Source organism: Tautonia plasticadhaerens, from assembly GCF_007752535.1.
Classification (GTDB): Bacteria; Planctomycetota; Planctomycetia; order Isosphaerales; family Isosphaeraceae; genus Tautonia; species Tautonia plasticadhaerens.
Window position 1 is genome coordinate 8049315 of sequence record NZ_CP036426.1, and the last position, 13188, is coordinate 8062502.

A 13188-nucleotide genomic window follows, 5' to 3' on the forward strand; every position below is an offset into this window, starting at 1 on the left:
TGGGGAGTCGGCGTCCCGGGCCCGGAAGTCCGGGACGCCACTCGCCCCCCAATTCAGGCGTCGATCAATTCGCACGCCTCGGCATAGCCCGGCGCGGGGCGGCCGAACTCGCTGGCGGTGACTCGGGCCAGCGCGACGAGCTGTCGCCACCGGAAGGCGGGGCGGGTGGAGGCGAACTCCTCCCGGGTGGTGCGGTAGTACTTCTCGGCGTGCAGGGCACCGTCCTCGCTGACGGCGTAGCCGAGCAGCAGGTTGAAGATCGGTTCGGGGTCGGCGGAGGTCTCGCCGAGGCGGTGGACCAGGGCGGCGGCCAGGGCCTGCTCGTTGCCCCGGACGGCGGCGTCGAGCTCGCCGAGGAGCGAGCCTTGATCGGCCGATCGGATCGAGCCGAGTTCCTCGGGGCGGGGGTACGGCTCCCAGGCCAGGAAGTCGCCGCCGCGGTTCACGCGGTCGAGGGCGACCTGATAGGCGCCGAGGATCAGGCAGGCGCAGGTGTTCCTCGGGTTCGAGGCGGCCGCCATGTTCCGCCAGGCATTGGCCGAGTCGCAGGCATGGACGCCGATGGAGTCGCCGTGGACGCTGCCCAGTGGCTTGCCGGGCTGGACCTCGCGCTCGGTCCGGCCGGCGTCCCGGAGGACGAGCTGGTTGGCGGCCAGGGCGATGGCCTCGCCGATCGCGCCGGGGGCCATCCCCTCGGCGATCGCGGCGGCGGCGGCCTCGGCGGCGGCCTCAGGGGTGGCCTCGAAGATCGTCCGGCTGAGATGGTCGACCCAGGCATCGTCCGGCTGGCGGTCGCCGATCGGTCGGCCTTCTAGCGTGTACTGGTCCATCAGGCGGGGGAGGATCACCCGGGGGCGGTCGGTCTCCTCGGTGTGCTGCCATTCTCGCTCGCTGACCACGCAGTAGCGCACCGACTGGCGGAGCAGCGTGTGCGCCTGCTCCTGGCCGATGATGCCGAGCAGGTCCCAGGCCCGGTAGGGGAGCACCGTGCGGTGGACCTCGGTGTTGTCCTGGACGGCGTAGAGCAGGTCGTTGAACGCCTGGTCGGCACTCCCCTGGGCGAGCGTCGCGAAGGTGGCCTCTGCACCCTCCATGTCCTTCGTCCGGACCGCGTCTCGCAGGGCCTCGCCGCCCGATCGGCCCTCGGGCAGGCAGCAGAGCGGCTCGACGGGGCGCAGGGTCTGGAGTTCGGTCTTGCCCGAGTCGTGAATACGGCTCGTGTTGCGGTACAGGACCTTCAAGACCGGCAAGGCTCGGCGACCTTCGGGGAGTTCCCGGCTCATCTGATAGGCCGGGGCCAGGGCCATCATCGTGTGGTAGCCGATGTAGTCCTCGCCGCCGAAGGTGCGGGCGTTGGCGAAGGCTGCCGCCGCGACGAGGTCCCGGATCGGGGTCCCGCCCTGGAGCCGGTCGACCAGCGCCGGCAGGAGGCGGTCGGACGGCGTCTCCTGCATCAGCGCGACCAGCGGGTCGAGCGGGCCGAAGGCGAGGCGATCGCCGCCGTCCTCCGATCCGAAGCGGGCCGCGAACCCCATGTCGGCCGCCATGCCGCTGCCCAGGGTGGCCACGAGCGCCCCCCGGCCCACGTCGGCGAGGAACCCTCTTCGCGTGCGATGAGGAATCAGCATCCCCGTTCTCCCCGCGAGGGAGGGAACCGGAGCCGGACGCAGTGCCCTCGCTCGCCGCGCCCGGCCGTCGAAATCGAGGGATATGGAAGCGTTTCCCTCTCGCGGTTGTACCCCGGATCGCCGAGGGGGACAAGGGACCAGGGGAGCGATCGGCGGGAGGTCAACCGGCCTCTTCGGCCGAACCGTCTTCCGGCTCGGCGGAGGCGTCCTCCTCGCCGACGAACCGGGTGGCGACGACGTGGGCGTCGGTCCCGTGCTCGCGGAGCCAGCGGACGAGCACGGCGGAATAGCCGTGCGTGGCCCAGACGGTCTCGGCCCCGGTGGCGGCGATGGCGTCGAGCAGGCCGGGCCAGTCGGCGTGGTCGGAGAGGACGAAGCCGCGGTCGACGGCCCGTCTGCGCCGGGTGCCCCGGATCGTCATCCAGCCGGAGGCGAACGCGGAGGACGAGGGCCCGAACTTCCGGGCCCAGGGCGTCCCGTGGGCCGAGGGGGGGGCGACGACGATCCCCCGCGCCCAGGCCGATCGGTTCGAGGCGGTGCCAGCGTAGCTCGTCGGCGGCAGGGGGATGCCGGTGGCCCGGTAGGCGGCGTTGAGCTTCTCGACGGCGCCGTGGCAGAAGATCGGGCCGATCGAGGGGTCCAGGCCCGAGAGCAGCCGCTGGGCCTTGCCCAGGGCGTAGCTGAACAGAAGGCTGACCTTGCCGGAGTCGGCGTTGCTGCGCCACCAGGCGTTCACGGAATCGAACACGTCCCGCTGGCTCGGCCAGCGATAGATCGGCAGGGCGAACGTCGATTCGGTGATGAAGACGTGGCAGCGCACCGGGTCGAACGGGACGCAGGTCGCGTCGGGCCCGACCTTGTAGTCCCCCGAGACGACCCAGACGGCCCCCCGGTGCTCGACCCGCACCTGGGCCGACCCCAGGATGTGCCCCGCCGGGTGGAGCGAGACGCGGACCCCATTGATCTCGACCGGATCGCCGTACCCGGCGGCCTCAATCATCGGCTCATCGCCGACCCGGACCCGGAGCACCCCGGCCCCGTCCCGGGCGGTCAGGTATCGTCTCGACCCCCAACGGGCATGATCGGAATGCGCATGGGTGATCACCGCCCGATCGACCGGACACCACGGGTCGATGAAGAAGTCGCCGGCCTCGCAGTAGAGGCCGGCGTCGGTCAGGCGGAGTACGGGATCGGATCGGGTCATCTGGGCGATCCGCCGAGAAACGGGCAAGAGATGGGCCCCGGAGGATTGCGGATGGCGGGCGATTCGCCGCCGACGCCCGTCCCGGGAGACGGGGGCTGATGGCCCCGAGATCGGCGAGTCGCGGTCATCCACTCGCCATCCATCGTTCGTCATCCGCTCCCGAGCCGGGTCTCCTCAGTCCTCCACCAGCGAGAAAGTGGCGGTGGATTCGGCGACGGAGGTCAGCTCCTGGTCCATCACCCGGGCGACCACGCTCAGGGTCTGCGTGACCTCGGAGGATCGGAGCAGCCCGGCGGAGGTGTCGAAGGCGTAGGAGCCGCGGCCCTCCTGCTCCTGGACGGTGAGCTCGAAGGGGGAGTCCGGGGCGGCCTCCAGGGAATCGATGGTCATGGCCACGTCGATCGTCGCCGTCTCGCCGTCGTCGCCCCCCTCGATGCCCCGGAACGTGAACGCGTTGTCCAGCGTCATCGTGCCCTGGGGGGTAGGCAGCTCGACCTTCCGGGCCCAGGTGGCACCCTCCTCGATCGGCTCCTGGGGGAAGACGAGGGTCGACTGGCCGATCAGCCCCTTCATCCCCTCGGGCGACGCCAGGTTCTGCAAGGCCTGGGCGGCGGGGCCGGCGTCCTTGAGGCGCTGGATCAGCTCGTCGGGCACCTCGACCTCTCGCACCTCGCCCCGGGGGGTCATCACCAGGACGACCGGCACGCCAACCAGCGCGTCGACCACCGGCTCCAGCATCGCCGCCTGTCCCTCGGCCGGGGCGTCGTCGGAAGAGTCGTAGGAGAACGTGAGGAACTGCGACTCCAGCGCGACTCGCATCCGGTCGATCGTCTGGACCAAACGGGCGGCTCCCTCGTCCTCGACCGATTCGACCTCCCAGGTCATCTCGACCGTCTGGAAGATCGACATCTTCACTTCCTGCTCCATGACCACCGCCGTGTTGATGGTCGTCTGCTCGAGCCTGTAGCGGTGGGAGTCCCCCTCGGCGAACTTCCACCTCAGGGTCTCCGCGCCCCGGGAGGCCGAGCCGGTCAGGGCGAGGGCGATCGACGCCAGGGCGATCGGGACGAGGCGACGGTCCATCGGGTGCTCCGGGTCGGGTGCGGGTCGCGGGCCTCGGGCCGAGGCTCCTGCCGTCGAAACCGACGGCAACAATCGGGAGCCGGTCGGGCGACTCGACCACAGTCTGACCGCCCCGCCCCGGCCTGGCAAGACGACCCGCCCGGCTCACCCACTCGCCCTCGACGCCCGGCGGGCGAGCACCGCCCGGGACGGCCCCGATCTGCCGCCGCCGACCAGCAGCAGAGTCGCCGACCCCGACCCCTTCGGCCTGAGCTGCGCCCTCAGCGACTCCGGCCGGATCTCCAGCCCCCGGACCTTAATCTCCAGCGTCCCGATCCCCCGTTCCAGCACGACCCGGCGCATCGCCTTCACGTCGACCGGCAGCTCCTCCACCACCTCGAACGCCGCCAGGAACGGCGAGTCGACCCGATCGGGGCCGGTCAGGAAGTCGACCGCGTCGTGGATCCGGCCCAGGCCGTGCGCCTCGGCGAACGCGTCGACCAGGCCGGAGCGCAGCAAGGCCGGATCGGGGTCGAAGGCCCACGCCTCCAGCGGCCGGGCCGGGGCGTAGCCGCCGGGGGGGCCGTCGAGGTCGGTCCAGGTCACGCCCTCGGGGAGCCTGGTCGCGCGACGACGGCAGGTGACGAGGCCTCCGAACCAGGCGGTCGCCTCCCTGGCCTCGCCGCCGAGGCTGACCAGCTCGACCTCGAACCGATCCCCGTAGAAATGGGCGTCGAAGTCGCTCGCGGGGCCGAGCTTGATCGCCCCGCCGGGGCAGGAGCGGGCCGTCCTGAGCATGAAGTCCGTGCCGGGGTGGTAGTCGGCGAGCATCTGGGCCGCCCGCCTCGTCCCCTCGACGCGCCGGTCGGGATCGACGTGGACGAGGGCACCCCCGGGGATCGGGAACCGCTCGGCGTCGGCCACGACCGCCGACACGCGATCGTCGACCCCGTAGGCCGCCGCGTTCCAGAGCGTCCGTCTCGCCATCCCCTCGTCCCGATCAACGGCGATCACCCGGTCGGCGACGGACCCTTGCGCGATTGCATCGCCGCCGACGCCGCAGCAGAGGTCGACGACCAGGCCCGCCCCCCGGAACCGCCCGGCCTTGTGCCGGGCGACGGGCTCGGCGGTCGCCTGCTCGACGCCGAGCGGGTCGAGCCACATCCGGTCGGCCCGCTCGAACTTCGCCTTCCCCTTGCGCCGTGCCTCGACCAGGTGGACCGCCGCCGTCACCACCTCGCCGGGCGCCCGGTCTCGCCACCGGACCATCTCCGCCGGCCCGGGGCGAGGGTTGGCCTGGACCTCACCGAGCAGGGTTTGGCCGTCTTCGGTGGTCAGGAGGAAGGCTTCGGCGTCGGCGGGGGTCATGGGGTCGATCCTGCGAGGGGGGAGGGGAGGGGACCTGACGCAGAGGCGTGGGGTCGCGGCGAAGAGAAGAAAACCCGGTTCCCTTTCCCCCTCTTCTCTCGCGCCTTCGCGGCCCTGCGTGAGGTCCCCTCCCCTTCCCCCCTCAAAGCGGCTCTGACAAATCGCGTCCGATCCCCTAGAATAACGAATCTCGCCCGCCCCCACCGCGACGCCGACGGAGGAGACCCCGCGACGTGTCCGCGATCGCCCCCCCCCCCCGCCCCGACGCCGGCCCTCCCCCGAGCTGCCCCCCCCGCCCCCGAGGGCGAAGGAGCCGCTGGCGATCGGGTCGGTGACGGTCCCCACCTGCTTCTTCCTCTCCCCGCTGGCCGGCTACACGGCGCTCGCCTATCGCCAGACCGTCCGGGAGCTGGGCGGCCTGGGCCTGGCGACGACGGATCTCGTCAACGCCCGGTCGCTCATCGAACGTCGGCCGAAGTCGTTCGAGCTGGCCGCGACTAGCCCCGAGGACCAGCCGGCGTCGATCCAGATCTACGGCGCCACGACCTGGGAGATGATCGAGGCCACGAAGATCGTCGCCGACCTCGGCCCGTCGATCATCGACATCAACATGGGGTGCCCCGTCCGCAAGGTGGTGAAGTCCGGCGGCGGCTCGGCCCTGATGTGCGACGGCGACGGCGCGAGGAAGCTCGTCGGCGCGGTGGTCGAGCAATCGCCGGTCCCGGTGACGGTCAAGATGCGCCTCGGCTGGGACCAGCAGAACCCGACCGCCCCGGAGCTGGCCCGCCTGTTCGAGTCGATCGGCGTGGCCGCCGTGATCGTCCACGGCCGGACCCGGGCCCAGGGCTTCAGCGGCATGGTCGACCGATCGGGGATCGCCCGGGTGGTGGAGGCGGTCGACCGGATGCCGGTCATCGGCAACGGCGACATCCGCACCATCGTCGACGCCGAGGCCATGTTCCGGGAGACCGGCTGCGCGGCCATCTCCATCGGCCGGGGTTCGCTCTCCAATCCCTTCGTCTTCCGACAGCTCCAGCACTGGGCCGAGCACGGCACCGCCGGCCCCGAGCCCTCGTTCGAGGACCGGATCGCGGTGATGGAACGCCACTTCCACCGCCTCGCCGAGACCCGAGGCGAGCACCTGGCCTGCCTCCAGTTCCGCAAGGTCCTGAAGTGGTACAGCTACGCCATCCGGCCGCCGAAGGAGCTGTACCTCCGCCTGGTCAACCTCCCCAGCCGGGCCACGTTCGATGCCGTCGTCTCCGAAATGCGGGCCGCCGGGCCCTGCGCCCCCCTGCCCTCCCAGTTCGAGCCCCGGGTCCCCACGCCCAAGGGGCCGATCGACAAGTGGTGAGCCTCGATCGGCCCGGCACTGCCGGAAAAATGGATTGATCCTCCCCCGGCCCGGCATTACACCGAGGACACCCCGCGTCAGGGAGGATCGCGACCCGTGCCCCGGACCATCAACGGCGAGGCCCACCGGCACCTCCGCACCCTCTTCGGGGGCGGTGCGGCCGGGGGCCTCTCGGACGGCCAGCTGCTGGAGCGGTTCAACGCCCGGGACGGCCCCGGGGCCGAGCGGGCGTTCGCGGAGCTGGTCGGGCGGCACGGGCCGATGGTCCTCCGCTTGGCCCGCTCCATCCTCCGAGACCGGGACGCCGCCGAGGACGCCTTCCAGGCCGCCTTCCTCGCCCTGGCCCGCCGGGCCGGCTCGCTCTGGGTCCGCGACTCGATCGGCCCGTGGCTGAACGCCGTGACCGTCCGGCTCTCAACCCGGATGCGCTCCGACCGCGCCCGTCGCCGACTCCTCGACGAGCGGGCCGCGAGCCGGTCGTCAACCTCCAACGAACCGGGCGAGGCGGACGACCTCGGCGCCGCCCTGCACGAGGAAATCGCTCGCCTGCCCGACCGCCACCGCCTGCCGATCGTCCTTTGCCTGGTCGAGGGCCTCACCCACGACGAGGCCGCCCGACGCCTGGACTGGCCGGTCGGCACCGTCCGCAGCCGACTGGCCCGGGGCCGCGATCGCCTCCGTGACCGGCTCGCTCGGCGTGGGATCTCGCCCTCGGCGATCCCGATCGGCCTGGGGATCAGGCGATCGGCCCCCGAGGTGGTCCACGCCTCGCTCCGGGCCGCGACCGTCCGGGCGGCGGTGTCCGCAACGCATGGCGGCCTGATCGCGGCGGCCGGGGCGGTCCCGGCCGGCACGATCGCCGCGGTGATTGCCGTCCTCAGGGAGATGACCATGATTCAGCGCACCTTGCTCGTCGTCGGCCTCGTCGCCTCGGGAGTCCTCGCGGCCGAGGCCTCGCGCTCGGCCCAGTCGAGGTCGGAGCTGCCCCCGACAACTAACCCTCCGCCGGAATCGTCGACCCCGTCGCTCGAGAGTGAGTCAGAGTCGATCACCCGGGTCTATTCGGTTGGCGACCTGATCTTCATCCCCCACGCGGAGCGGATCCTCTCCTTAAAGGAGGACGGCACATCCGTCGCGACAGTCTCCCCGGGCCTGGCCAGCTTCGGCCCGCTCATCGACCTCCTCACGTCAACCGTCGCCCCCGGGACCTGGACCGTCGGTGAACCTCGAAGCGGAGATGGATCGACCGTGACGGATCGCTCGATCACGCCCTTCCACCTGAACCTCAGCCTAATCGTCCGCCATTCGCCCGAGGTCCACGAACAGGTCGTCGAGCGACTCCGGCAGCTCCGCCGGATCGTCGGGCCGCTCGCCGGGGTCGGAGAGGAGGTCGAGGAACATCGGCCAGTGCCGGTGCCGGGCGGCCTGGGGCAAACTCGCGGGCCGAGCAATCCCGACCAATCCCCCCTGGCCAGGCCCAACCGACCTGAAGGCGGCCTCGCCCCGTCGGAATCGTCCGAGACAACCGAGTCGCCCCGAGCGAGGCTCTCGACGGACGGGACTCTGCTCGAATCGCCATTCGGACTCGTGCCTTCCGCGCGCTCATCCGGCCGAACGACCACCGATCAGGCCGACCGCATTGAAGCCCTTGAGCAGAAACTCGACGCGATCCTTGAGGAACTCCGCTCAATCCGGGCCGAGGGCGACCGGCTCGACCTCGAACCCCTCGACGGGCCTGGATCGTGAGGCGAGGCCGACGAGGTTCCGGGCCCGGGCATCCGGGAGGATGCCGACGGGTCGGCCCGTCGCCCGACACGTGACCGATTCGCTCGGGATCGGGACGAGGACCGTTCGATGGGCAATGGATCGGCGAACGCGGGACTAATCGGAGGGAGTCGACCAACCCTCCAGGGGCCGTGCCACCGATTCACCCTCGACGAGCCGATACGCCGCGTCGGGCCTTAGGTCGTCGAAGCGGTCGACCCGGCCGCCGGGCCATCGGACCTCGACCGACACGGGCTCGCCTGCCGGCACCGGGCCGAGCCCGACGTGCACGCGGCCGTCGTTGGCGGACAGGAAGCTGCCGCCGCCGAGGCGGTGGCGGGCCTGGGTCCGGCCCGAGGCCGACACCCGGACCCGGGCGCCCACGGCGTCCCGGTTCGATCGCGTCCCCTCCAACTTCAGCGTCAGATATCGGCCGGCCGACCCCGCGCCATCCGTCGTGCCGAGGTTCCGCAGGAACGCCAGGGGGCCGGCCTGGGAGAGGATCAACACGTCCTGCCATCCGTCGTTGTCCAGGTCGCCGACCGCCAGCCCGCGCGCCACGCGCTCGACCGACCAGCATTGGCCGGCGCGATCGGACACCTCGGCCAGCCGGCCGTCCCCCATGCCGAGGAACAGCTGCGCGGGCATCGCGTATGGGGTGCCGGGGCGGAAGTCGTTGACGTGGCCGTTGGCCTGGGCCACGTCGAGCCGGCCGTCGTTGTTGGCGTCGAGCAGCGCCAGGCCGAAGCCGAGGACGAACCGGGTCGGGGCGGCGAGGCCGAGGTCGCCGGAGGCGTAGGCGAACTGGCCGCCGCCGAGGTTCCGGAAGGCGGAGGTCGATTCGCCGTAGAAGTTCGTCACCAGCAGCTCGGGCCGTTCGTCGCCGTCCAGGTCGCCGCAGGCCACCCCCATGCCGGCCTGGTAGCCCCCGTCGGCGTTTGAGCCCACCCCGGCCAGCTCGCCCACCTGCTCGAACCGGAAGCCGCCGAGGTTGCAGAACAGCAGGTCGGCGGTCATGTCGTTGGCGACGTAGAGGTCGATCCGATCGTCGCCGTCCAGGTCGGCCGCGACGACCCCCAGCCCCCGGCCGTCGGGGTCGACGATCCCGGCCTGCTCCGTCACGTCGACGAACCGGCCCCCGTCGTTGCGGAAGACGCGGTCGGGCTCGGACTCGAAGCGCCGGGGGACGCAGTACATGAACCGGCCCGGGGAGTTGGGGTCCGGGCAGGGGGCGTCGGTCTCGGGATCCCAGCGCACGTACTGGCAGACGTAGAGGTCCAGGTCGCCGTCGTCGTCCAGGTCGGCGAAGGCGGCCGAGGTCGGCCAGCCCCGATCCCCCCCCAGCCCGGCCTCCTCGGTGGCGTCGGCGAAGGTGCCGTCCCCCTCGTTCCGATAGAGCGCATACGACCGCCACCGGGTGACGAACAGGTCCGGGTCGCCGTCGTCGTCAAAATCGCCCACGGCGACGCCGTGGCCGAACCCCCGGGGGAAGCCGGAGATGCCGGAGGCGTCGGTCACGTCCTCGAAGGTGCCCTCGCCGAGGTTGCGGAACAGGCGATCCCCCCCCCCGGCCGACGCGGAGCCTCCCGGGAACCGACCGCCCTGGACGCAGTAGACATCGACCCAACCGTCGCCGTCGTAGTCGAGCAGGCCGAGGCCGCCCCCCATCGTCTCGGGGAGCCGACGCTCGGGGGTCTGGTCGTTCTCGTAGACGAACGCCAGGCCCGAAGTCGCCGCCTCGTCCCGGAAGCTCGGGATCGGGGGGAGGTCGCCCGGTGAGCCGACGGGCGAGGGCGAGTCGGCCGGGCGGGCCCCGGGGATGAGGTCGGCGAGGGTCGTCCCGGCGCCGGGGGTCGACGGCCCGGGGAGGCTGCGAAGGCGGTCGAGCGCCGCCCGGGCGTCGAGGTCTCCGGGGTCGTCCAGGACCCGGATCGTCCACCAGCCCTCGGCCTCGAACCGTCGGCCGAGCGACTCGGCCAGTCGGGCCAGCTCGGCCGAGGGGGGAGGCCCGCCGGCCGCGAGGGCCCCCATGAGCTTGGCGTATTCATCCTTGAGCCGGTCGATCTCGGCCTTCCGCTCCCGGAGCCGGGAGCGGCGGTCGTCACCGGCGCCGGGCCGGGCGGCGAGGTCCGCCAGGCGTCCCCAGGCGGCGGCGTCGCCGGGCTCCAGCTCGACCCGACGCTCCAGCGCCGCTCGCTCGGCCTCGGCGTCCCCCCGGATCGAGGCGAGTCGGGCCCCGATCGAGGCGCCCCGGGGCGAGTCGACCCGATCGGCGGGGATGCCCGCCAGCACCCGATCCGCCTCCCCGGGACGCCCGGCGACCAGGGCCCATTCGAGCCGGGCGAGCAGCACGTCGGGGTCGTCGGGGCGGCGTGCCTCGCAGCGGTCGAGCCAGGAGTCGGCCTCGTCGAGCCGGCCGGAGCGTCGGGCGAGGTCGGCCAGGCCGAGCCAGACACGGTCGTCCCCCGGGGCCTCGCGGTAATGACGATCGAGCCGCTCCCGGACGGCGGCGATCGGCAGCGGCTGCGTCTCGGCCAGCCAATGCGACCGGAGGATCTCGGCCGAAGCCCTCGGCCCCCGGTCCCGGGCCGTCCGCCACTGGCGCTCGAACCAGTGGGGCAACCGGTCGGACCGGCCGGAGAACAGCAGGAGCTGCTGGGTCATCCGGATCGCCTCGGCGCCGACCTCGTCCCGACGGCCGGCGATCGCGTCGAGGCTCCGCTCGGCCTCGGCGAGCCGGCCATGCTCCAGGGCCAGCCGGGCGCGATCGAGGGCCGCCCGGGGTCCGAGGCCGGAATCCTCGGGGACCAGGGCCCAGGCGTCGAGCGCGGCCTCGACGTCCCCGAGGTTCGCCTCGCAGGCCCCGAGGCGGTAGGCCACGTCGGCCCGATCCGGCCGACGATCGAGGAGCGCGGCCAGGAGGCCCCGGGCCTCCTCGAATCGGCCGGCGGCCATCGCCCGCCCCGCCGCCTCGGACGCGGCCGCATCCCTGCGGTCCCCGATCACCCAGGCCATCCCCAGGCCGATCGCGGCGGCCATCGGGAGCAGCAAAATCACTCTCGGTCGCATGATTCCGGCCATGGGACGTGGCATCGGGGCCCCCGGATCGGTCGGCCGAACGATCGTCGGGGCGAGGCGGGATGCGAGAAAAGGCCCCGCCCGGATCGTCGGGCGGGGCCTCCCCATGGTACGGGATCGGCGAGCCGATCAGAACTGGTCGGCGCTGATGACCTCGCCGCCCTGCCGGGTGCCGAGGGCCCAGTAGGTGGGCATGGCGATGGTGCTCTTGAGGAACCTCACGCTGCCGTCGCCGAGCAGGAAGTTGGCCCCGCCGGGGTGGCCGCTGGTAGCGTTGACGATGTTGGAGTGGTCGGCGGAGTACGTGCCGCAAGGCTCGCAGCCGAAGCGGCACTGGCCCCACTGGTGCTGGGTCGAATTGGGTGGGACGATCGTGTTGAACAGGGTCATCGCGTCGGCGCCCCAGGCCCAGTAGTAGCCCCGGTTGCTGGCCAGGCCCTGGCCGGGGGCCGCGGTCTGCCAGCGGGTGGTGCAGGCCTGCAGGTTGCTCAGGGTCGTGGGGACGTCCTGGTTGGCGTCGTAGTGGCCGACCAGTCCGTCCTTGTTAGCTCCGGTGACGTAGGCCCTCCGGAGGTCCTCACCGCTGCCGACGAGCCCCTCGCTGAAGGCGATGGTGTTCGACGAGCCATCGGCGATGCTCTGGATGCCATAAGATGTGGCGTAGTAGAACAACCCGGTGCTCCGACCGCCCGGCCTCTGGCAATTGTTGTGGTCGTGGTTGTTGGACGTGTTCGTGCTCGTCCCCGTACTGGCGTAGTAGTTGTTGAAGAACTGCCGGCCGGCGTTGCCGTCGGAGGGGCAGAGGAAGGTGGCGAGCCGGGTGTTGGTCAGGGTGCTGTTGAAGGGGTACGACGGCCAGGAGATCGGGTCGAAGTTAAAATTGATGGCGTCGTAGAGCGGCTGGCCCTCGATGTAGCCGAGCAGCATCGCGTGGGGACTCCAGCCCATCCAGTTGATGCAGGTTCTCGGGCCGTCCTGAAGGTTGTAGGGGTTGTCGGTGGCCGTGGCGCCCAGCGGGAAGGTCCCGTGGGCGCTGTGGTAGTTGTGCATCGCCAGGCCGATCTGCTTGAGGTTGTTGGTGCACTGGGCGCGGCGGGCGGCCTCCCGGGCGCTCTGCACGGCCGGCAGCAAGAGGGCGATGAGCACGCCGATGATGGCGATGACGACCAGCAGCTCGATCAACGTGAAGCCGCGGGCCCGTCGCTTGAGAGTTCTCACGGATTCGTCTCCCTGGAGAAAGAAAAAAGGACCAAGAGGGCGCTCCCGGGCCGAGGCCGATGAGATACGGCGGGCGGGCACCGGGAGGGGCGGAAACCGGCTCGCCCGATCCGACGGCGGCCGGCTGACCGGGCCGATGCGCGAGGCGGCGTCACCGGGGACGCTCACTTCTGCTGCATCTGATTTCGGTAGTAATCCATGGAGTCCTTGGCCTTCTCGGCCGGGGGTTCCTTGGGGATGACCGTCTCGTTCTCCGGGCCGCCGCACCCGGCGTAGATCATCACCACGCCGCAGACGGCCGCCAGGGCCAGCAGCTGGGACAGCCGCCGACCGGCTCGAATCGCTCGCATTGTCCACATGCCTCGTGAAGTGCAGGATGGGCTGCTAGCCCTCCCGGGATGACCTAGATCGGTCCGTTAATATTTGAATGCAGGTCGCATGCCGGGACCAGACCGCGCCGATCGGCGCATCGACCACCACCGAGGGGCAGTTCCCGCGGAATCCTCCCGTCA

General features: G+C 71.8%; 9 protein-coding genes. 2 read left to right on the plus strand and 7 right to left on the minus strand.

What is annotated here, in order from left to right; all coding sequences use genetic code 11:
* Positions 1-53 precede the first annotated feature (53 nt).
* The 4 genes from ElP_RS32005 to ElP_RS32020 form a co-directional block, all read right to left on the minus strand.
* Entirely contained in the window at positions 54-1628 is a 1575-nt protein-coding gene (locus ElP_RS32005) for a hypothetical protein (RefSeq protein ID WP_145277228.1), read from the minus strand.
* Between the two features lie 160 nt (positions 1629-1788).
* A complete protein-coding gene (locus tag ElP_RS32010; protein WP_145277229.1) occupies positions 1789-2832 on the minus strand; it encodes a ligase-associated DNA damage response exonuclease in 1044 nt (347 codons plus the stop codon).
* A gap of 174 nt (positions 2833-3006) precedes the next feature.
* A complete protein-coding gene (locus tag ElP_RS32015; protein WP_145277230.1) occupies positions 3007-3915 on the minus strand; it encodes a DUF6263 family protein in 909 nt (302 codons plus the stop codon).
* Positions 3916-4059: 144 nt separating this feature from the next.
* Positions 4060-5262, minus strand: a complete 1203-nt coding sequence (locus ElP_RS32020) for a class I SAM-dependent methyltransferase (protein WP_231749340.1) — start codon at positions 5260-5262, stop codon at positions 4060-4062.
* Between the two features lie 331 nt (positions 5263-5593).
* Here ElP_RS32020 and dusB point away from each other — a divergent pair, with 331 nt between their 5' ends.
* Both dusB and ElP_RS32030 read left to right on the plus strand, forming a co-directional pair.
* Positions 5594-6616 carry a tRNA dihydrouridine synthase DusB gene (dusB, locus tag ElP_RS32025; protein WP_231749341.1) on the plus strand — a complete coding sequence of 341 codons (1023 nt, stop codon included), beginning with the start codon at positions 5594-5596 and terminating at the stop codon, positions 6614-6616.
* Positions 6617-6712: 96 nt separating this feature from the next.
* The gene (locus ElP_RS32030) at positions 6713-8362 is read left to right on the plus strand and encodes an RNA polymerase sigma factor (protein ID WP_145277232.1); all 1650 of its coding nucleotides are present in this window, start codon (positions 6713-6715) and stop codon (positions 8360-8362) included.
* 135 nt (positions 8363-8497) lie between these two features.
* Here ElP_RS32030 and ElP_RS32035 read toward each other — a convergent pair whose 3' ends face one another.
* The 3 genes from ElP_RS32035 to ElP_RS32045 form a co-directional block, all read right to left on the minus strand.
* Positions 8498-11431 (minus strand): FG-GAP-like repeat-containing protein, encoded by a 2934-nt coding sequence (locus tag ElP_RS32035; protein WP_197446536.1) that lies wholly within the window; start codon positions 11429-11431, stop codon positions 8498-8500.
* 156 nt (positions 11432-11587) lie between these two features.
* The gene (locus ElP_RS32040; RefSeq protein WP_145277237.1) at positions 11588-12676 is read right to left on the minus strand and encodes a DUF1559 domain-containing protein; all 1089 of its coding nucleotides are present in this window, start codon (positions 12674-12676) and stop codon (positions 11588-11590) included.
* A 164-nt stretch (positions 12677-12840) separates the two neighbouring features.
* A complete protein-coding gene (locus ElP_RS32045) occupies positions 12841-13026 on the minus strand; it encodes a hypothetical protein (protein WP_145277239.1) in 186 nt (61 codons plus the stop codon).
* Positions 13027-13188: the final 162 nt, after the last annotated feature.

Excerpts from the sequence above, each read along its gene's own strand:
- ElP_RS32045 (WP_145277239.1), bottom strand. The coding sequence starts at position 13,026 with ATGCGAGCGATTCGAGCCGGTCGGCGGCTGTCCCAGCTGCTGGCCCTG.
- ElP_RS32015 (WP_145277230.1), bottom strand. The coding sequence starts at position 3,915 with ATGGACCGTCGCCTCGTCCCGATCGCCCTGGCGTCGATCGCCCTCGCC.
- ElP_RS32020 (WP_231749340.1), bottom strand. The coding sequence starts at position 5,262 with ATGACCCCCGCCGACGCCGAAGCCTTCCTCCTGACCACCGAAGACGGC.
- ElP_RS32005 (WP_145277228.1), bottom strand. The coding sequence starts at position 1,628 with ATGCTGATTCCTCATCGCACGCGAAGAGGGTTCCTCGCCGACGTGGGC.
- ElP_RS32010 (WP_145277229.1), bottom strand. The coding sequence starts at position 2,832 with ATGACCCGATCCGATCCCGTACTCCGCCTGACCGACGCCGGCCTCTAC.